This window comes from Lachnoclostridium sp. An131 (assembly GCF_002160825.1).
Lineage (GTDB): Bacteria > Bacillota > Clostridia > Lachnospirales > Lachnospiraceae > Laedolimicola.
On sequence record NZ_NFLI01000009.1, the window covers coordinates 84,483 to 104,722 of the forward strand.

Here is a 20,240-nt window from a genome sequence, read left to right on the forward strand (position 1 = left end):
AGGAGCCGCTTATGGATAAGATTTCAGTGATCGTTCCCTGCTATAATGAGCAGGAAGCCATTCCCATTTTTTACAGAGAAATTTCAAAGACGGCAGAGGAGCTGCGGCAGAAGGCAGAGCTTCAGATTCTTTTCGTAAACGATGGTTCCAGGGACGAAAGCCTTGCGGAGATGAAAAGGCTGGCGGAGCAGGATTCCCGGGTGAAGTATGTGAGCTTTTCCCGGAATTTCGGAAAGGAAGCCGCCATGTATGCCGGTCTTTCCTATGCGGACGGTGATTATGTGGCGATTATGGACGTGGATCTGCAGGATCCGCCGTCTCTTTTGCCGGAAATGTACCGGATTATTACAGAGGAGCCCTATGACTGCGTGGCTACCAGGCGTGTGACGCGCAAGGGAGAGCCGCCGATCCGCTCCTTTTTTGCAAGGCGCTTCTATGCTATGATGCACCGGCTGTCCAAGACAGAGATCGTGGACGGAGCCAGAGACTACCGGCTGATGACGCGGCAGTTTGTAGACGAGCTGCTGCGCCTGGGCGAGTACAACCGTTTTTCCAAAGGGCTGTTTGGCTGGGTAGGCTTTGAGACAAAATGGCTGGAGTATGAAAATGTAGAGCGGAGCGCAGGGGAGACGAAATGGTCCTTCTGGAAGCTCCTGATTTACAGCATCGATGGAATCGTGGGTTTCTCCACGGCGCCGCTTGCCATTGCGGCGTTCCTGGGAGTGTTTTTCTGCCTGGTAGCGTTTCTGGCGCTCTGTTTCATTGTCGTTCGGACGCTTTTATTTGGAGATCCGGTGTCGGGCTGGCCGTCTATGACCTGTATCATCATTTTTCTGGGGGGAATTCAGCTGTTCTGTATCGGAATCCTCGGGGAGTATCTGGCAAAAACCTATATGGAGACCAAGCACCGCCCGATTTTCATCTGTAAGGAGACAAATATGACAAAGGCAGAGGAGGAAGGCGAATGAAAGAGAAAAGCTTAAGGCCGCTGCTGGCAGTATTTGTTCTTTTGTTCGCAGGGATGCTGGCCTGGAATATTTTTCTGCAGAGAGAGGTAGAAAAATATAAGCCCCAGGTGGAGGCCTATCTGCCGGAGGACGTCTATGTGGCGGTAGGGAGCACGATAGAGCTCTACAATGATCAGGTAGTCTGGTCAGGCATCCGGGACGGATATGCCTGCAATTGGGATTGTGAGATTGGAGAGAACCTGGAGGATCGGTTTTCGGTTACAGGAAAGGAAGAGCAGATTGGGGATTATCCCCTGACCCTGACGGTCTATGATTATAATGTCAATGAGGTCATGACGCTTTCCAGCACGCTGCATGTGGTAGAGCAGCTGGAAGGGGAATACTCCATCATGAATATGGGGGACAGTCTGTCTGACGGAAAAGAGTGGTACCGGACGATCTATCACCTGTCAGGGGATCAGATTACTTTTACAGGAACAAGGGGCTGGACCCGTTACAGCCATGAGGGAAGGAGTGGCTTTTCGGCACAGGATTATCTGGGGCCGACAGAATTTTTCTCCGATGGCGTGAGCGAGGGGATTCAGCCCTTTTATGATCCGGTACAGGAAATGTTCGACTGGAATTATTACAAGCTCTACACCGGAAAGGATCCGGATGTGATTCAGATTTTTCTCGGGACAAACGGGCTGAGCGACGATCCGTCCGGAACCGTGGATGCCATTGCGCAGATGGTGGACAATATCCGCCATCATGACAAGGACATTCCCATCTATATAGTCAATACGATTTACTGGGGAGATCAGGAAAAAATCGGGACGATGGTGCGCCAGGACGGCACTGCCTTTCTTCAGGGAGAATTCAAGAACCGGTCCGACAAGCGGATTATGGATCTGATGCAGGCGATCCATAAGGAATTTGACGGGAAAAGGAATGTGGAGCTGATTCCTCTGGCCCTGATGCACAACAGCGCGGAGAATTTCGAGGATGGAGACGCTCTTCACCCGGGAGCCGCAGGCTATGACCAGTTTGCGGCAGTCATGTACAGCGTTTACTGCGGGACGCTGAAGTCCATGCTGGGAGATAGGGCTGACACAGGAGGAAATTGATGATGACGACTGCAGGGAAAATGGCAGAAGCACCCATCCGGCTTTACCGGACGCTTCTGCGCCTGTTTGAAAAATATTACTGGGTGTTTTTCGCGGCGGCCTGCCTGACCCTTGCCTTTTACTGCTTTCGCTGTCTGGACGTGCAGTATGTGGACTCCTGGGATGAAGCGCGCCACGGCGTAAACGCCTATGAGATGATCCAGAATGGCGATTATATCCGCCATACCTACAACTATGAGACGGATGACTGGAACCTGAAGCCCTCGGTCAGCTACTGGGGAATAGTACTGGGGTTCCGGCTTTTTGGCTACAGTGTCATGGGGCTTCGGTTTACTTCGGCCCTTGCCTATCTGCTTACAGGCATTGCCTGCGCCCTGTTCGCGAAGCGCTACAGCAGGGAGGCTTCGATTCTGGTGCTGGGCTTTTTCTGCGCCAATGAACGGCCGCTTTCCGCCCATCTGGCCCGGGCCGGAGATGCGGACGCCCTGTATATGCTGTTCTTTACGCTTGCCATGCTCGCCATGCTGCGCATCCGGGAAAATCATAAGCGGCTTTATGTCTGCGGCCTGATGTTTTCCCTGGCGTTTCTGACAAAGAGCTGGCATGCCGGCATGATTGCTGCGATCGGCGGCCTGTATCTGCTTGGCACAGGGGAGCTCTTCCGCCTGAAAGCAAAGGAGTGGGGAGGCTTTCTTCTTTCGGTCCTTGCGCCGCTGCTTCTGTGGTTTGGGTGGCGTTATACAAAGGACGGGTTTTCATTCCTGACTCAGATGATTGAAGTGGATCTTCTGGCAAGGACAGGAAGCTCGAATTTCGAAGGCCATGAGTTCCCATTTTCTTTTTATTATGATATGGTATTTGGGGCGGAGGGCTTTATCTACCGCTGGCTGCTCCTGATTTGTCTGGCAGGCCTGGCGGCAGGAGCTGTCTGGATGTGGAAAAAGCATGCCTGGAAGAGCAGCTGGCAGAGCGGAGCGCTGCAGGATGTATCTGGATATCTGCTCTGGTTCCTGATACCGTTCCTTGGATTTTCCATGATTCGGACCAAGCTTATCTGGTACTGCTATCCCTGCACGGTGCCTCTGGCCATGGGGGCGGCAGTCTTTCTGGGTATGGTACTCCGGGCTCCGCTGGCAGCGGAAGAGGAGGCCTTCTGCCGGAGCGGGCAAAAGGGAGTAAAGGCGGCTGCCGGGATTGGCGTATGGCTTCTGGCGGCGGGCTGTGTCCTCATGACCGGACATTATATGTGGAACTCTTATCTGCACGTGATCCGTGAGGCTCACGGAGATCCGTTCCAGCTCTTTATTCAGGAGAGCGTGGACCGGGATTCGGAATATGCGGGAGAAAAGGCATACGTATTTGTGCCGGGAGAGGATCCTGGAAAGATAGGAAGCTGGGATCAGAATATGCTGTTTCTGGCGGAAATCAGCGGTGATTTTCACTGTGAGGACGGAGGCGTTGAGGAATTCCTGAAAGAAAAGGAGCCGGCAGTCCTGTATATCGACGCGGCTCATTATGAGGAATATCAGCAGGAGCTTCAAGCTGCCAGGCTGCTGTATGAGAATGGGAGCTATCTGCTCCTGGGTAAATAAGTAACAAAAGGGAGCGGGGAATGTTTTCTAAGGTAAAAATGCTGGCTGTCAGCCTGGTTCTGTGCTTCACAGCAGTTTAAGGCAGCCATTTTGTTTTGCGAACTCCAAGCGTGACTCCTGCGGCGAGCAGGAGCATTCCAGCGCAGAGAATCGCATATTGCTTGAGGCTGAAATAGGTGGTGACCTCGTATTCGTAGACTGCGAATGCCAGGTCGCCGTTTTTTTGCTCCTCCCCGCCTATGGTCAGGGAACCGCCGGCGTACAGATCCCAGTTTCCGGTATTGTAGGAGAGAAACTCGAGGCTGTCCTCTCCCTTGATATAGCCGGGGGCGATTTCCAGGGTATAGACGGTGGGCCCGTCAGGAACAATTTCGTCCAATATAAATTCATAGGCATTGGTCCGGTCTACCATGCCGGAAAGAAAGCGGTCGTTAGAGTAGACTACGCTGCCGTCCTCGTCTGTGAGGCGTACTGTGAAGGCAGACTGGTTATAAGGGCCTACCGTGTTGATGGCCTGTATGGAAATGCGGTTAAAGGGCTTGTCGGTAGTGAAGGTCTGCACGTAGGTCTGGTCGTAGGAGGTCACATAGCCGTCGTAGCCGCCTGCGTACTGATACTGGTTCACAGAATAATCCCTGGCTTCAATGGGAGTCTCTACCAGCTCCTTTTTCCCAAGGCCCAGAAGAACGGCAAGGACGGCAAAGGCCGCTCCGCAGACAATCCAGCTCTTTTTCAGAGCCGGTGCAGCCGCGGGAGCCTCTGACAGAGAAAGAATTCCGTCAGAGAGCAGCATCAGGCAGAGAAAGGTGAAGCCGATGCTGTACAGAGGATTGGTCTCCCAAATCAGGTGAAAGGCCATACAGCCCAGAACGGTCAGCTGGATCAGGAACAGAGGCGGGTATTCCCTGCGTTTTTTCAGGCGGATCAGCGCCAGCAGGGCGCAAAGGCCCATGACAAGCATGTTAAGAGCCCGGAAGGCCTGCGAGTAAAGCGTGAGAAATCCGCTCTTATCGCCGACCAGATAATCATAGAGCTTCGAGTAACGGCCATAGTCATTCTCATAAAGGTAGCTGTCTGTACCATCTACCCAGGTATTTAAAAGCTTTCGTCCCGCGAGAGAAATCAGTCCCAGAGGCCCGGCCTCTGTGATTCGCTCTTTCAGAACCTTTAAATCTGCCTCGATTTTTTCTTCCTTCGTCTCAAAGCTGAAGGTGTAGTTTTCGTCGTTCTGATCATAGGCTCCGTCCCAACGTGCGCCCATCATGATCCAGTGGACAAGCGGAAAGCCGGTATTCTGGTAGTCGAATTTTACATAGCGCTCCGTGGCAGCGGAAAAGAAGCCGAGGGTCAGGGATGCCGCCAGCAGAAAGGCAGCTCCGGAAAAGAGAGTCGTTTTCAGGCGGTTTCCCGCGAAGCTTTTCAGGACACAGAAAAGGCCAGGCTTTCCGCCGCGTCTGCTTCGCCAGAGCCGGAGCAGAAAATCAAGAACTACAGCAATGAATGCGATAGCCGCCGTGGCACGCAGCTTGAAGCCCAAAACTGTGAGAAATCCCAGAAGGGCGCAGAGAAGAACGCATTTCCAGGCTATAGCTTTTGCGGAAATGCCGCTGTCATAATTGCTTTCCTTCTCAGACGGAAAGGCTTTCCGCAGCTTCAGGTACAGATACAGAATTCCCATCAGGCAGGGCATGGAGCAGGTGGCTGTATAATAATACCCGCTCCATACATACGAGAGGGGGCAGAGTACGCAGACTGCCAGATAAAAAACCGCGGAGCGCCTGCCCTTCAGCTCCTTCATGATCAGGTAACCGAGCCAGATGGAAAGGGTGATGCAGGCGACATTGACGAGCTGCACTGCGGGCAGAAACCAGCCTTCCCGAACGCCCAGCTTCGATAAAAGAAGCAGGAACCAGTAGGTAAGGATTGTCAGGGGATAGTTGTTTGTATAGCGGGCGAAGTAGCCGGTCTCATAGGTTTCTGAAATGGTGTGGGTGCGGAGCATCTCCACGGCCATGTCGAATACCTTGAGCGGATCATAGCGGAGCTGGGGCTGAATCACAGCAAGAAAGATCAGCTGTCCTGCGGCCAGAAGAATCATGCACAGCAGGGCCAGGCGCTTCAGCTTCTGATCTGAAAGCCTTTTAAGCAGACGGCTGACCAGGAGAAGAGCGCCGCAGAGAAATACGGCAAAAACCAGCACAAACAGAATCTGTGCCGGGACGGCGTCAAGCTCCCTAAGCCAGGATGCGTCCCATCTCCAGAATGCAAATATACTGATATAAAGGCTGAACAGAGCCAGCAGTAAGAGTGAAATCGTGTACATGAAAACCTCCGGAATGGCGGTATGCCGGCAGGAGCCAGGCAGAAAGGAAAGCAATAAGGGCCGCACACCGGCCCGCATGGAAACCGCCGCGTATTTCTTATAGAATAGCGCAAAACCGGGATCCGGTCAACTGGCGAAAGGCAGGTTTCCTTTTTGCATCTGTATCTGGTATAATATCTTTAGCTGGAAGACAGGAAAAGGGAGGAACGCTGTTAATGAGATACATGAAAGCTTCAGCAATCATTCTAATGCTATGGCCTTATCTGGGCTTTGTATTATTTGGTATAGCCGGCAGGCTGGAACTGCCGTTTCTGTTTTGGGTCCATACAGCGTTGACGGTAGTAGTTTATGTTATGTGTATCCTAAATGCCTGCAGATGCAGGGGAGAAGGCTGTGCTTACCAGCTTGCGTTCTGGAATATGCTTATTAAGCTGGTTCATATCCCATATTATCTGTTTACTTTACTGGTGGGGATATTGCTTCTGGCTGTTATGGTCGTGCCTGCGTTTATATTTGCTTCTCCTATCCTGGTGCTGGTGCTTTCTGTGATCAATTACCTTTTACTGCTCACGTCATCTGTATATGGGATTAATGCGGTGCTTAGAGGAAGAAAAGAGGGAACGCTGCCAACAAAGACTGCAGTCTGTCATGGGATACTGCATTTGTTGTTCGTTACAGACTGTATCAGCGCGGTGATTGTTTTTGTGAAACTGAGAAAGGAAAAAAAGAAAAAAATCACTGCTGAAAATTGACAATTTATAGATGTGGAAAGGGCAGGGACTGAAAGTATGAATTTTCAGACGAAGATATATCTGGCCCCGATGGAGGGGATCACCACTTACGTTTACCGCAATGCCCAGGCGGCCGTGTACGGCCGCCTGGATAAGTATTTTACGCCTTTTCTGGAGCCTCACGAAAAGCGAAGCTTCAAAAAGCGGGAGCTGCAGGAGATTCTTCCGGAAAACAACAGAGGACTGTACGTCGTCCCCCAGATTCTGACGAACCGGGCAGAGGGATTCCTGGAGCTCGCAGAGTCTCTGAGAAATTATGGTTACCGGGAGATGAACCTGAATCTGGGCTGTCCTTCCAGGACTGTCGTGAGTAAAGGAAAGGGGGCGGGCTTTCTGGCTTTTCCGGAGGAGCTTAACCGCTTTCTGGATACTGTGTTTTCCGGACTGGCCGCAGCGGCTTCTGATATGCGTGTATCTGTGAAAACCCGGGCCGGTATGGAGAGCCCGGAAGAATTTTTGAGACTTCTTGAGATTTTTAATCAGTATCCCCTGGAGGAGCTGATTGTGCATCCAAGAGTTCAGAAGGATTATTACAATAACAGGCCAAATCTTGCTGTGTACCGTCTTGCACAGCAGAAAAGCCGGGCGCCCGTCTGCTATAACGGCGATTTGTTTACCAGGAAAGACCTGGAAGACTTTTGCGCGGAATTTCCGGAGGCAGACCGGATCATGCTTGGAAGAGGAGTGATTCGAGATCCGGGAATAGCGGCGGACAGGATGACGGAAGAGGAGGCAGCAGAACGCTTCCGCCGTTTCCACGGGATGGTTCTGGAAGGCTACAAAGGCTGGAATATGGGAGACCGGAACGTGCTTTTTAAGATGAAGGAGCTCTGGTTTTACCAGATACGCCAGTTTGAGGGTGCAGAGAAGCTGGCAAAAAGAATCAAAAAGGCGCAGACGCTTGCGGAATATGAGGTGGCCGTAAGCGGACTGCTGGGGTAGAAGAGGATGAGAAGGATGAAAGGGAAAATTAGAACTTGAGTATTTTCAGCTTTTTGTTATAATAAATCTGTAAATTGAAAAACCTTTCCAGAGAAAAGCACAGAGGAACGGGAAGGTTTTTTGCTGTTGCCCTGCGTGGGAAACCGCGGGAAGGGCGCGGAGATTGAAAAAAGCAAGGAGCAGACTATGGGAAAGTATTTCGGTACAGACGGCTTCCGCGGGGAAGCCAATGTAAAGCTGACGGTAGAACACGCCTTTAAGGTAGGAAGATACCTGGGATGGTATTACGGAAGAGATCATAAAGCCAAGATCGTAATCGGAAAGGATACGAGAAGGAGCAGCTATATGTTTGAGTACGCGCTGGCGGCAGGCATTACAGCCTCAGGAGCGGACGCATATCTTCTGCATGTGACTACGACTCCCAGCGTATCCTATGTGGTGCGCACAGAGGGCTTTGACTGCGGCATTATGATTTCCGCCAGCCACAATCCGTTCTATGACAACGGAATCAAGGTAATCAACGGTCTGGGCCATAAGCTGGAGGCTGAGGTAGAAGAGAAGATAGAGGCTTATATCGACGGCGTGACAGAAGAGCGTCCCCTGGCGACGGGAGCCGAGATTGGCCGGACAGTCGATTTCTCTGCCGGCCGGAACCGTTATATCGGATATCTGATTTCTCTGCCCACACGTTCCTTTAAAAATATGAGGGTAGGTCTGGATTGTGCCAACGGAAGCGCGTCTGCGATCGCGAAAAGCGTGTTTGACGCCCTTGGAGCCAAGACCTATGTAATCAATAACGAGCCGGACGGCACAAATATCAATACGAACTGCGGCTCCACCCACATTGAGGTGCTGCAGAAATTTGTAAAGGAAAATCGGCTGGATGTAGGCTTTGCCTATGACGGAGACGCAGACCGCTGCATCGCAGTGGATGAGAACGGAGAAGTGGTAGACGGAGACAGAATCATGTATGTCTGCGGCAAATATATGAAAGAGCAGGGAGCTCTGAAGGATGATACCATCGTCACCACTGTCATGTCCAACCTGGGCCTTTACAAGGCCTGTGATCAGGCGGGAATCCGCTATGAGAAGACGGCTGTGGGAGACAAATACGTCTATGAGAATATGACGAAGAACGGCTTCCAGCTGGGCGGAGAGCAGTCCGGACATATTATTTTCAGCAAGCATGCTACGACGGGAGACGGCATCCTGACCTCTCTGAAGGTGATGGAGGTCATCCTGGAGAAGAAGGCTTCCCTGGCTACGCTGGCGTCTGAGGTAAAGATTTATCCCCAGCTTCTGCAGAACCTGAGAGTGCAGGATATGGATGCGACTCTGAACGCGCCGGCAGTGAAGAAGGCCATCGCTGAGGTGGAAGAGCGCCTCGGCACAGAGGGCCGCGTTCTTGTAAGAAAGAGCGGAACCGAGCCGCTGCTGCGCGTCATGGTGGAGGCTCAGACTGACGAGCTTTGTGAGGAATGCGTGCTGCATATCATCAACGCAATGAAAGGCGTACAGGCCTGAATATAAGGAGGAAAATGATGAAGAAGACGACGCTGGTAGTGATGGCGGCGGGAATCGGAAGCAGATTCGGCGGAGGAATCAAGCAGCTGGAGCCGGTAGGACCAAATGGAGAAATCATCATGGATTATTCTATCCATGACGCGATGGAGGCCGGATTCAATAAGGTGGTGTTTATTATCCGTAAGGATCTGGAAAAGGACTTCAAAGAGATCATCGGAAACAGAATTGAGAAGCTGATCGAAGTGGAGTATGCGTTTCAGGAGCTTGGCAATCTCCCGGAGGGCTTTTCCGTGCCGGAAGGACGCACCAAGCCCTGGGGCACGGGTCAGGCAGTTTTAAGCTGCAAGGGAATTGTAAAGGAGCCCTTTGCGGTGATCAACGCAGACGACTACTACGGCAAGGAAGCCTTTGTGAGAGTGCATGATTATCTGGTGGAGGATCATGGAGACACCGGAAAATTCGATTTCTGCATGGCAGGCTTCATTCTTGGAAATACGCTCAGCGACAACGGAGCTGTGACCCGCGGCATCTGCCAGGTGGAGAATGGATATCTGACGGACGTGGTGGAGACTGGCGGCATCGAAAAGCTTCCGGACGGCGGCGCCGGCGTGCCGGGACCGGACGGAAAGCTGGTTCCGATCGATGCGGAGGGCTATGTGTCCATGAATATGTGGGGACTGACTCCGGATTTCCTTGAGGAAGTGGAAAAAGGCTTCAAAGAATTCCTGGAGGCCCTGAAGCCGGGTGATATTAAGGCAGAATATCTGCTTCCGTCTATCATCGGAGGACTTCTGAAGGAGGGACGCGCTGCTGTTAAGGTGTTGGAAACCCATGATAAATGGTTCGGCGTGACCTACAAGGAGGATAAGCAGTCTGTGGTAGATTCTTTTAAGAAGCTGATTGCGGACGGCGTGTATAAGGAGAAGCTTTTCTCCTGAAAACAGCCGGAGGCTGAACTATAAAACAGGGAAGAGAGAAGGACGTCACGAACTTGGGCGAATTGCCGAAGGGCCTGGCGTCCTTTCAAACGGGTGTGTTATGAGTGATACGAAAGCAAAGAAAACGACGATCTTTTCATACTATAAGCCCTATAAGGGGCTTCTGGCTCTGGATCTTCTGTTTGCTACAGTGGGAGCCGGCGTTACGCTGGTGATCCCGCTGATTGTTCGGTACATCACCAACCAGGTGATTTACGAGGAAAGCGCAGAGGCCTGGCATACCATTGTAGGCTTAAGCATTCTGATGCTGGGCCTGCTGGTTCTGGAGCTGGTCTGCAATTTCTATATTACCTACTGGGGCCATATGATGGGTGCCAGGATGGAATACGGAATGCGCAATGAGATTTTTGAGCATTACCAGAAGCTGTCCTTTACCTTTTATGACAACCAGAAGGTGGGACAGCTCATGTCCCGGGTGACGAATGATTTGTTTGATATCACAGAGCTTCTCCACCATGGTCCGGAGGATATTCTGATTTCCCTGATCAAGATCGTGGGAGCTTTGGTGATTCTTTGCAGAATCAACGGAGCCTTAACCCTGACGGTCGCCTGCTTTCTGCCCTTTATCTTCTGCTTTGCGCTTTTCCTGAACCGGAAAATGAAGCATGCGTACCGGCAGAACCGGGTGAAGATGGCAGATATTAACGGACAGATCGAGGATAATCTTTCCGGAATCCGTGTGGTGAAATCCTTTGCCAATGAAGAGATTGAGATGGAAAAATTCCGGCAGGGGAATGACCGTTTTCTGGCAACAAAGCGAAACAGCTATCTCTACATGGGAACCTACAATTCCGTGCTGAACGCCATGCTCACAGCGGTTACAATTGCTGTCGTTCTGGTGGGAGCAAGGCTGATCACGACGGGCTCCATGCAGGTTACGGATTTGATCACCTTTCTTCTGTATGTGGCTAATTTTACAGAGCCGGTGAAGAAGCTGATCAATTTTACAGAGCAGTTCCAGAACGGTTATTCAGGGTACACAAGGTTCCGGGAGATTATGGATATCGAGCCGGATATCGCGGATAAAAAGGACGCGGCGCCTCTGAAGGATGTAAAGGGAGATGTGGAGTTCCGCGATGTCTCCTTCCGCTATGAGGCAAACACGGACAAGGTGCTGGATCACGTGAGCCTTCATGTGCCGGCCGGCAGCTATGTGGCTCTGGCAGGCTCCTCCGGCGGCGGAAAGACGACGCTTTGCAGCCTGATTCCGCGTTTCTACGACGTGACCTCGGGGAGCGTCTGTATTGACGGAAGGGACGTCAGGGATGTAACCCTGAAAAGCCTGCGGGAAAACATCGGAATTGTGCAGCAGGACGTCTATCTCTTTGCAGGAACCGTGATGGACAATATTCTCTATGGAAAGCCGGATGCGACGCGGGAAGAGGTAATCGAAGCAGCCAAAAACGCCAACGCGCATGATTTCATCATGGAGCTCCCGGAAGGCTATGATACGGACATCGGGCAGAGGGGCGTCAAGCTCTCAGGAGGCCAGAAGCAGAGGATTTCTATCGCAAGAGTGTTCCTGAAAAATCCCCCGATTCTGATTTTCGACGAAGCCACCTCAGCTCTTGACAATGAGAGCGAGCGCGTCGTTCAGGAGTCTCTGGAACGCCTTGCAAAGGAACGGACGACCTTTGTGATTGCCCACCGTCTTTCCACAATCCGCAATGCCCAGAAAATTCTGGTGCTGACGGAAAACGGCATCGAGGAGCAGGGAACGCATGAGGAGCTGCTGGCGCTGCACGGAGTGTATGAGAAGCTGTACCAGATCCGGTGAGGGCAGGTTTTTGTGGAAAAAAAACAGGGAATGTGGTATACTATGAAAGCATAACGCGGCAATGGGATATTGCCGTGTTGTGCTTTCAACCGTTTTATCAGAAAATAACAGGCGGCAGACGCTGCAGGGAAGGAACGGGATACCCTGCAGGGCAGCGCCGCGGAAAGGCAGAAAATAAAAGAAGACTTATGGAAATAAAAATGAAACGGCCGGAGCTGGAAGACCGGGAGCTGATTAACAGTTATTTAAAATATGCGGATACCAGAAGCTGTGAGATGACCTTCGCAAATACCTATCTCTGGTCCCGGCATTACGGGACAGGCTTTGCGGTTGTGGAGGACATGCTGGTGTTCGGGGAGGTGGACGGCGTCTATTCCTATACGTTTCCGGTGGGCCCGGGAGATCTGAGAACCTGCCTGGAGACGCTGATGGCCTGCTGCCGGGAAAAGAACGTGCCTTTCCAGCTTCACAATATCACGAAGGAGGATTTTGTGCGCCTGGACGCCCTGTATCCGGGGAGATTCGATATCCGGTATGAAAGGGACTATGCAGACTATGTCTATGAGGCAGACAAGCTGGCTGCCCTTTCCGGGAAAAAATACCACAGCAAGAAAAACCATGTAAACAAGTTTATGAGCCTGTATCCGGACTGGAGCTATGAGCCGATCACAAAGGACAACGTAGAGGAGTGCTTCCAGATGGCGCTGCGCTGGAGAGAGCTGAACGGCTGTGAGGCGGACGAGGAAAAGCATGCGGAAATCTGTGTGACGCTGAATTTCCTCCGGCTCTTCGAGGAGCTTCAGATGCGTGGCGGAGCCCTGCGGGTGAACGGCGAGATCGTAGCCTTTACGGTGGGAGAGGCAGTGGGGATGCGCCAGGATACGCTGGTGGTTCATATTGAGAAGGCCTTTTCTGAAATTCAGGGAGCCTATACCGTGATCAACCAGCAGTTTGCGATTCATGAGGGAAAAGACTTTCAATATATCAACCGGGAGGATGATGTAGGACAGGAGGGACTGCGCAAGGCAAAATTATCTTATAAGCCGGTATTTTTAATTGAAAAAGGGGTTGTAAGAGAGCGCGGTCTTTTGTAAGATAAGAGAATGATGCGGCAGCAGATGAGCCGGGACAGTTACCCTGTCCCGGCTTCCGAAGATAAAGGAAGTTTGTGAAAAGGGGACAGACAGTTTATGAGAAATTGGGAACAGTATGTCCGCAGGGTAGTTCCCTATACGCCGGGGGAGCAGCCGAACCGGCCGGGCATGATCAAGCTGAATACAAATGAAAATCCGTATCCGCCTGCGCCGGGAGTGCAGCAGGCGCTGAGGGAGCTGGACGCAGGCAGCTTCCGCCTGTATCCGGACCCGGCGGCTTCGGAGTTGATCGACGCACTGGCAGATTATTATGGAAAGGAACAGGAACGGTTTTTTGTGGGAGTGGGATCCGACGATGTGATCGCCATGGCCTTTCAGACCTTTTTCAATTCCGAAAAGCCGATTCTGTTTCCGGATATCAGCTATTCCTTTTACAGCGTCTGGGCGGAGCTTTTCGGAATACCGTACAGGCGGCCGGCTCTGGATGAGAAGCTTTGCCTGGTGAAGAAGGATTACTTTGCGGAAAACGGAGGGATTATTTTTCCGAACCCGAACGCTCCTACCGGAATTTACATGGAGCTTTGCGAGGTAGAGGAGATCATTGCCCGCAATCCGGATTCTGTGGTGATCGTGGATGAGGCCTACGTGGATTTTGCGGGACCTTCCGCGATGAGCCTGGTGGATAAGTATGACAATCTCCTCGTAGTGCAGACCTTTTCCAAGTCCCGGTCTATGGCAGGGATGCGGATTGGCTTTGCGTACGGACAGCCGGAGCTGATCCGGTATCTGAATGATGTGAAGTATTCCTTCAATTCCTATACGATGAACCTGCCGTCCCTGAAGCTTGGAACCGCAGCGCTGAAGGACAGGGCATATTTTGAGGAGACGGTCGGAAAGATCAAGGCTACAAGAGAGCGGGTCAAAAGGGAGCTTTCCGCTCTTGGATTTGCCTTTCCGGATTCAGGGGCCAATTTTATCTTTGCTTCCCATAAGAGCTGCCCGGCAAAGGAGCTTTTTGAGGCTCTGAAGGAGCAGAACATCTATGTGCGCTATTTTGCGTCTCCGCGGATCGACAATTATCTGCGGATTACGGTAGGGACGGATGAAGAAATGGATGTGCTTCTGAAATTTTTAAAATCGTATCTGAGAGAATAAAAGGAGAGATGTCAGGTGGAACGCCTGGAAAAAAAGCTTTATTTTATTTATAATCCTCTGGCAGGCAAGGGGAATATCCGCGGGAAGCTGTACGAGATTATACAGACGCTTGCGTCCTCGGAATATGAAGTGACGGTCTATCCTACGCGGGAGCCCAGAGACGCTATCGAGAAGGTCAGGGAGCTGCCGGACGATTACGATTTGATTGTCTGCAGCGGAGGAGACGGCACGCTGGACGAGGTCGTGACGGGTATGATGCAGCGGGAGCATAAGATCCCCATTGGTTATATTCCGGCCGGCTCCTGCAATGATTTCGCACGTTCCCTGCAGATTCCAAACAATATGCAGCAGGCAGCGGAAATCGCCGTGCAGGGCCAGAATTTTGCGGTAGACGTAGGCTCGCTGGGGGAGAGAAATTTTGTCTATGTGGCTGCCTTTGGAATCTTTACAGATGTATCCTACTCCACAAAGCAGGGAATGAAAAATGTTCTGGGCCATATGGCCTATATTCTGGAGGGGATGAAGAGGCTTACCAGCGTTAAGTCCTATTATCTGAAGGTAACCAGCGCGGAAATGTGCTTTGAGGGAGATTTCCTTTTCGGGATGGTGACGAATTCCAGGTCTGTAGGAGGCTTCAAAAGCATTGTCGGAAAAAATGTAATTTTTGATGATGGAATTTATGAGGTGACTTTTATCCAGAGACCCCGGAATGCGATGGAGCTTCAGGAAATTCTGGCAGCCCTCACGATATCGCAGATTGATACAAAATATATGTACTCATTCCGAAGCTCCAGGATTGTGGTGGAATCGGAGGAGCCGGTTCCCTGGGCGCTGGACGGAGAGTATGGCGGCGAATACGAAAGGGTGGAAATTTTCAACAATCCGAGGGCTGTGGAGATCCGCACCTCGCCGGAGGTTCTGGCCTCCCTGAAAGAGGAAGAGGCACGGCAGTCTGAGGAGCCTGCAGAAAATCCGGGGCCGGACAGCTTTTAGAACTTGCATCCTGGAAGAATTTACAGTATTGTAATAAGAAAAAGATAAACAGAAAGATATGGGAGAGAGTGAAATGCCGGAAATGACCATGATTTCAGAAATATTTGGAGAAAACGTATTTAATGATACCGTGATGGAGCAGCGGCTTCCGAAAAAAATCTATCAGGAGCTGAAGAGGACGATCCGGGAGGGCAAGGAGCTTGATCTGGCTGTGGCAGATGTGGTGGCTCATGAGATGAAGGAGTGGGCCCTGGAGCAGGGAGCGACCCACTATACTCACTGGTTTCAGCCATTGACCGGAGCGACGGCAGAGAAGCACGACGCTTTTTTATCTGCGCCGAAGCCAAACGGCAAGGTTCTGATGGAGTTTTCCGGAAAGGAGCTGGTAAAGGGAGAGCCGGACGCCTCTTCCTTTCCGTCCGGAGGCCTGCGTGCCACCTTTGAGGCCAGAGGCTATACGGCCTGGGACTGTACCTCCCCTGCCTTTGTAAAGAAGAGCGAGGATGGTTCCAGAGCGATTCTCTATATTCCGACTGCCTTCTGCTCCTATAAGGGCGAGGCTTTGGATCAGAAGACGCCGCTTCTGCGCTCCATGCAGGCCATCAATAAGCAGGCCCTGCGCCTTCTGCGCCTGTTTGGCAATACGACCTCCCATAAGGTGACGCCTTCTGTGGGAGCGGAGCAGGAATACTTTCTGGTAGACAGGGAGAAATACCTGAAGCGCAAGGATCTGATTTTTACAGGAAGAACCCTGTTCGGCGCCATGCCGCCCAAGGGGCAGGAGCTGGACGATCACTATTTCGGGGTTATCCGTGAGCGTATCGCAGATTTTATGGATGATGTGAACCGGGAGCTCTGGAAGCTTGGCGTCTCGGCTAAGACCCAGCACAATGAGGTGGCTCCCGGCCAGCATGAGATTGCGCCCATTTATGCAGAGTGCAATGTGGCGGTAGACCATAACCAGCTGATTATGGAGACGCTGAAAAAGGTGGCTTACCAGCATGGCCTGCAGTGCCTGCTTCATGAAAAGCCCTTTGCGGGAGTGAACGGCTCCGGAAAGCATAATAACTGGTCACTGACGACAGATGATGGAATCAACCTTCTCGATCCGGGCAAGACGCCTCATGAAAACGTGCAGTTTCTTCTGGTGCTGACCTGTATCCTGAAGGCAGTAGACAGGCATGCGGCCCTGCTGCGGGAATCTGCAGCGGATGTGGGAAATGACCACCGCCTGGGCGCCAATGAGGCTCCGCCTGCGATTATTTCCGTGTATCTGGGCGAGCAGCTGGAGGATGTGCTGTCCCAGCTTATCAGCACAGGAGAGGCGACGCACAGCCTGAAGGGCGGCCATCTCCACACCGGAGTGCGCACGCTGCCGGATTTTGCCAAGGACGCTACGGATCGGAACCGTACCTCTCCCTTTGCGTTTACCGGAAATAAATTTGAGTTCCGTATGGTGGGCTCCAGGGACTCTGTGGCAGAGCCGAACGTGGTGCTGAACACAATTGTGGCAGAGGCGTTCTCCGAGGCCTGCGATGTGCTGGAAAAGGCGGAGGATTTTGATCTTGCTGTCCATGATCTGATCAAGAAATATGCTTCGGAGCATCAGCGCATCGTATTCAACGGAAACGGATATTCAGAGGAATGGGTCGAGGAAGCCGCAAGAAGAGGCCTGCCGAATATCCGGACCATGGTAGAGGCGATTCCTGTGCTGACAGAGGAAAAGACAATTGAGCTGTTCGAAAAATTCAAGGTCTTTACCCGTGCCGAGCTGGAATCCCGTGCGGAGATTCAGTATGAGACCTATTCAAAGGCTATCAATATCGAGGCACGTTCCATGATTGATATAGCCAGCAAGCATATCATTCCGGCTGTGCTTCAGTATACGACAGCACTTGCCACATCCATCAACCAGATCCGGGAAGCCTGCACAGAGGCGAATATCAGTGTGCAGATCGAGCTTTTGAAGGAATGCTCCTCCCTGCTGGCAGCCACCAAGGCGGCGTTAAAGGAGCTGACTGAGGTGACAGAGACGGCAGCCGCAAAACCGGAGGGCCGTGAACGGGCAGTTTATATCCAGGATATGGTGGTGCCGGCTATGGAGGCCCTGCGCCGTCCGGTAGACAGGCTGGAAATGCTGGTGGCGAAGGAAATGTGGCCGATGCCGTCTTACGGCGATCTGCTGTTTGAGGTATAAGAAAAATCAGCGGAGAAACAGGAGGGAGACAGAAAATATTTCGGTTTTTTAATTTGCGCTTGCTTTTCTTCCTATTTTCGTGTATGTTATAGAACATAAAAAAGCGAGACGAACGAGGGCGTTCCACAGGGTGGAATGCCCTCGTTTTTGCATTTCGGACAATGCAGCGCCGCTGCGCGGGGGCACAGCCCCGCCTGTGCATCGGTGTGAAGCCGGCTTTTGAAAGGAATGCGGCGGTCCCGCATCATCAAAAAAGGTAGGAGGCTATTATGAGCGAATTTACGAATGTATCTGAGATGTTTGGTTCCAATGTGTTCAATGACACTGTGATGCAGGAACGTCTGCCGAAAAAAGTATATAAAGAACTGAAGAAAACCATAGAGGAAGGAAAGGAGCTGGATCTGGCTACAGCCGATGTGATTGCTCATGAGATGAAGGAGTGGGCTATCGAGAAAGGAGCGACCCACTATACGCACTGGTTCCAGCCCATGACAGGCGTCACTGCAGAGAAGCATGATTCCTTCATCAGCGCTCCTGACGAGAGTGGAAAGGTCCTGATGAGTTTTTCAGGAAAGGAGCTGATCAAGGGAGAGCCGGATGCATCCTCCTTCCCGTCCGGAGGACTGCGGGCTACCTTTGAGGCCAGAGGCTATACGGCCTGGGACTGCACCTCTCCGGCCTTTGTGCGCCAGGACGCTGCAGGAGCGACACTCTGCATTCCCACTGCGTTCTGCTCTTATACAGGAGAGGCTCTCGACCAGAAAACGCCGCTTTTGCGTTCTATGGAAGCGATCAACACCCAGTCCTTACGCCTGCTGCGCCTTTTTGGAAACACTACCTCTAAAAAGGTAACGCCCTCTGTCGGACCGGAGCAGGAATATTTTCTGGTAGATAAGGCGAAATATCTTCAGAGAAAGGATTTGATTTATACAGGACGGACCCTGTTCGGCGCCATGCCGCCCAAAGGCCAGGAGCTGGAGGATCATTATTTCGGCACCATCCGCCAGCGTATCGCCGCTTTTATGAAGGAGGTAAATGAGGAGCTGTGGAAGCTTGGGGTGCCTGCAAAGACTCAGCATAACGAGGTAGCTCCTGCCCAGCATGAGCTGGCGACTATCTATACAGAGGCGAATGTGGCGGTGGACCAGAACCAGATCGTGATGAAGACCCTGAAAATGGTAGCCTGCCGCCACGGCCTGCAGTGCCTGCTTCATGAGAAGCCCTTTGCAGGCGTGAACGGATCCGGAAAGCATAACAACTGGTCTATCACCACTGATGATGGCATCAACCTGCTTGATCCGGGCACGACGCCTCATGAAAATGTACAGTTCCTTCTGGTCCTTGCCTGCATTCTGAAGGCTGTAGATACCCATGCGGATCTGCTCCGGGAATCTGCGGCGGATGTGGGAAATGATCACCGCCTGGGAGCAAATGAGGCTCCGCCTGCTATCATTTCTGTCTTCCTTGGAGAACAGCTGCAGGATGTGGTAGAGCAGCTCATCAGCACTGGATCGGCCACCCATTCCAAGGAGGGAGGAAAGCTCCAGACGGGCGTAAAGACTCTTCCGGATTTGGCAAAGGATGCGACGGACCGTAACCGTACCTCTCCGTTTGCATTTACCGGAAACAAGTTTGAGTTCCGCATGGTGGGCTCCAAGGACTCCATCGCAGCTCCGAACACGGTATTGAATACGATTGTTGCGGAGGCGTTTTCCGAGGCCTGCGATGTGCTGGAAAAAGCGGATGATTTTGATCTGGCAGTGCATGATCTGATCAAGACCTATCTGACAGAGCATCAGAGAATTATCTTCAACGGAAACGGCTACTCTGAGGAGTGGGTAGAGGAGGCAGCGCGCAGAGGGCTCCCGAATATCAAGTCCATGGTAGACGCGATTCCTGCCCTTACCACGGATAAGGCAGTGGCGCTGTTTGAGAAATTCCAGGTATTCACAAAGGCAGAGCTGGAATCCCGTGCGGAGATTCAGTATGAGACCTACGCCAAGGCTATCAATATCGAGGCCAAGGCCATGATCGACGTTGCCAGCAAGCAGATTGTTCCGGCCGTGGTAAAATATACGAAGACCCTGGCAGATACAGTGAATTCCGTAACGGAAGCAGGAGCGGTGGCCAATGTACAGATTGAGCTGCTGAATGAGACCACAGCCTTGCTGGAGGAGACGAAGGCAGCCCTTGCAAGGCTCATAGAGCTGGATGGAAAATCTGTGGAAATTCCGGAAGGAGCAGAACTGGCTCATTACTTCCACGAGGAAGTCTTCCCGGCGATGGAGGCTCTCCGCGTTCCGGTGGATAAGCTGGAGATGATCGTAGATAAGGAAATGTGGCCAATGCCATCCTATGGCGATTTGATGTTTGAAGTATAATATCAGGAAAAACTATATCAGGAAAAACATGCGGCCGGCATACAGGAGAAAATGCTCCTGTATGCCGGCCGCATCGTATCTTCGCAGGCAGGGCTGCTTCTGAATATTATTATAGAAAATTGGTTCTAAAAAATCAAATACCCAGATCAAATACACAGTTATAGCTGAAAGATATCGTTCTATTTTTTCGGGATCCTGAGTACCTGCCCTGCATAAATCATATCACCGTCCAGCTGGTTCAGCGAGATGATTTCCGGATACCGGCTTACGCTGCCAAGCAGCTTCTGGGCTATTTTCCAGAGAGTGTCCCCTCTTTGTACTTCATAATCTACCTTTCCTGGTTGTTTTGCCTTATAGTATCCGTGTCTTTGCCAGAAAATATGTACCCTGAATGGATAA

Annotated in this window: 14 protein-coding genes; 13 read left to right on the forward strand and 1 reads right to left on the reverse strand. The window is 51.8% G+C overall.

Annotated features, from left to right (window positions below; translation table 11 throughout):
* Positions 1 to 11: 11 nt before the first annotated feature.
* The 3 genes from B5E77_RS08995 to B5E77_RS09005 are packed head-to-tail and all read left to right on the forward strand — an operon-like array spanning position 12 to position 3,666.
* On the forward strand, positions 12 to 968 hold the full coding sequence (locus tag B5E77_RS08995; RefSeq protein WP_087165037.1) for a glycosyltransferase family 2 protein: 957 nt from the start codon (positions 12 to 14) through the stop codon (positions 966 to 968).
* Entirely contained in the window at positions 965 to 2,074 is a 1,110-nt protein-coding gene (locus B5E77_RS09000) for an SGNH/GDSL hydrolase family protein (RefSeq protein WP_087165038.1), read from the forward strand. The genes B5E77_RS08995 and B5E77_RS09000 overlap by 4 nt, the downstream gene beginning before the upstream one ends.
* A complete protein-coding gene (locus B5E77_RS09005) occupies positions 2,074 to 3,666 on the forward strand; it encodes an ArnT family glycosyltransferase (RefSeq protein WP_087165039.1) in 1,593 nt (530 codons plus the stop codon). The genes B5E77_RS09000 and B5E77_RS09005 overlap by 1 nt, the downstream gene beginning before the upstream one ends.
* Before the next feature lie 76 nt (positions 3,667 to 3,742).
* On the opposite strand, the gene B5E77_RS09010 is transcribed toward B5E77_RS09005, so the two are convergent.
* On the reverse strand, positions 3,743 to 5,989 hold the full coding sequence (locus B5E77_RS09010; RefSeq protein WP_087165040.1) for a hypothetical protein: 2,247 nt from the start codon (positions 5,987 to 5,989) through the stop codon (positions 3,743 to 3,745).
* Positions 5,990 to 6,204: 215 nt separating this feature from the next.
* Between B5E77_RS09010 and B5E77_RS09015 the strand changes: the two genes are divergently transcribed.
* The 10 genes from B5E77_RS09015 (at position 6,205) to B5E77_RS09060 (ending at position 19,841) form a co-directional block, all read left to right on the forward strand.
* Complete coding sequence (locus B5E77_RS09015; protein ID WP_087165041.1) at positions 6,205 to 6,741, forward strand: hypothetical protein; 537 nt, start codon at positions 6,205 to 6,207, stop codon at positions 6,739 to 6,741.
* Positions 6,742 to 6,777: 36 nt separating this feature from the next.
* The gene (locus tag B5E77_RS09020; RefSeq protein ID WP_087165042.1) at positions 6,778 to 7,722 is read left to right on the forward strand and encodes a tRNA dihydrouridine synthase; all 945 of its coding nucleotides are present in this window, start codon (positions 6,778 to 6,780) and stop codon (positions 7,720 to 7,722) included.
* A gap of 186 nt (positions 7,723 to 7,908) precedes the next feature.
* Positions 7,909 to 9,246 (forward strand): phosphoglucosamine mutase, encoded by a 1,338-nt coding sequence (gene glmM, locus B5E77_RS09025; protein ID WP_087165103.1) that lies wholly within the window; start codon positions 7,909 to 7,911, stop codon positions 9,244 to 9,246.
* Between the two features lie 17 nt (positions 9,247 to 9,263).
* Entirely contained in the window at positions 9,264 to 10,184 is a 921-nt protein-coding gene (locus B5E77_RS09030; protein ID WP_087165043.1) for a sugar phosphate nucleotidyltransferase, read from the forward strand.
* 100 nt (positions 10,185 to 10,284) lie between these two features.
* Positions 10,285 to 12,021: an ABC transporter ATP-binding protein gene (locus B5E77_RS09035; RefSeq protein ID WP_087165044.1), complete on the forward strand. Its 1,737-nt coding sequence runs from the start codon at positions 10,285 to 10,287 to the stop codon at positions 12,019 to 12,021.
* 188 nt (positions 12,022 to 12,209) lie between these two features.
* The gene (locus B5E77_RS09040) at positions 12,210 to 13,115 is read left to right on the forward strand and encodes a DUF2156 domain-containing protein (RefSeq protein WP_087165104.1); all 906 of its coding nucleotides are present in this window, start codon (positions 12,210 to 12,212) and stop codon (positions 13,113 to 13,115) included.
* 96 nt (positions 13,116 to 13,211) lie between these two features.
* Positions 13,212 to 14,270, forward strand: coding sequence for a histidinol-phosphate transaminase (gene hisC, locus B5E77_RS09045; RefSeq protein WP_087165045.1), 1,059 nt, complete (start codon positions 13,212 to 13,214; stop codon positions 14,268 to 14,270).
* Positions 14,271 to 14,285: 15 nt separating this feature from the next.
* The gene (locus B5E77_RS09050) at positions 14,286 to 15,263 is read left to right on the forward strand and encodes a diacylglycerol/lipid kinase family protein (RefSeq protein WP_242963683.1); all 978 of its coding nucleotides are present in this window, start codon (positions 14,286 to 14,288) and stop codon (positions 15,261 to 15,263) included.
* Between the two features lie 73 nt (positions 15,264 to 15,336).
* Positions 15,337 to 17,460, forward strand: a complete 2,124-nt coding sequence (locus B5E77_RS09055; protein WP_087165046.1) for a glutamine synthetase III family protein — start codon at positions 15,337 to 15,339, stop codon at positions 17,458 to 17,460.
* A 269-nt stretch (positions 17,461 to 17,729) separates the two neighbouring features.
* Positions 17,730 to 19,841, forward strand: a complete 2,112-nt coding sequence (locus tag B5E77_RS09060; protein ID WP_087165047.1) for a glutamine synthetase III family protein — start codon at positions 17,730 to 17,732, stop codon at positions 19,839 to 19,841.
* Positions 19,842 to 20,240 lie beyond the last annotated feature (399 nt).

Bases quoted from the DNA above. Each gene is read 5' to 3' on its own strand.
- B5E77_RS08995 (WP_087165037.1), top strand. From the start codon at position 12: ATGGATAAGATTTCAGTGATCGTTCCCTGCTATAATGAGCAGGAAGCC.
- B5E77_RS09030 (WP_087165043.1), top strand. From the start codon at position 9,264: ATGAAGAAGACGACGCTGGTAGTGATGGCGGCGGGAATCGGAAGCAGA.
- B5E77_RS09010 (WP_087165040.1), bottom strand. From the start codon at position 5,989: ATGTACACGATTTCACTCTTACTGCTGGCTCTGTTCAGCCTTTATATC.
- B5E77_RS09040 (WP_087165104.1), top strand. From the start codon at position 12,210: ATGGAAATAAAAATGAAACGGCCGGAGCTGGAAGACCGGGAGCTGATT.
- B5E77_RS09020 (WP_087165042.1), top strand. From the start codon at position 6,778: ATGAATTTTCAGACGAAGATATATCTGGCCCCGATGGAGGGGATCACC.
- hisC (WP_087165045.1), top strand. From the start codon at position 13,212: ATGAGAAATTGGGAACAGTATGTCCGCAGGGTAGTTCCCTATACGCCG.
- B5E77_RS09000 (WP_087165038.1), top strand. From the start codon at position 965: ATGAAAGAGAAAAGCTTAAGGCCGCTGCTGGCAGTATTTGTTCTTTTG.
- B5E77_RS09060 (WP_087165047.1), top strand. From the start codon at position 17,730: ATGAGCGAATTTACGAATGTATCTGAGATGTTTGGTTCCAATGTGTTC.
- B5E77_RS09035 (WP_087165044.1), top strand. From the start codon at position 10,285: ATGAGTGATACGAAAGCAAAGAAAACGACGATCTTTTCATACTATAAG.
- B5E77_RS09005 (WP_087165039.1), top strand. From the start codon at position 2,074: ATGATGACGACTGCAGGGAAAATGGCAGAAGCACCCATCCGGCTTTAC.
- B5E77_RS09055 (WP_087165046.1), top strand. From the start codon at position 15,337: ATGCCGGAAATGACCATGATTTCAGAAATATTTGGAGAAAACGTATTT.
- B5E77_RS09015 (WP_087165041.1), top strand. From the start codon at position 6,205: ATGAGATACATGAAAGCTTCAGCAATCATTCTAATGCTATGGCCTTAT.
- glmM (WP_087165103.1), top strand. From the start codon at position 7,909: ATGGGAAAGTATTTCGGTACAGACGGCTTCCGCGGGGAAGCCAATGTA.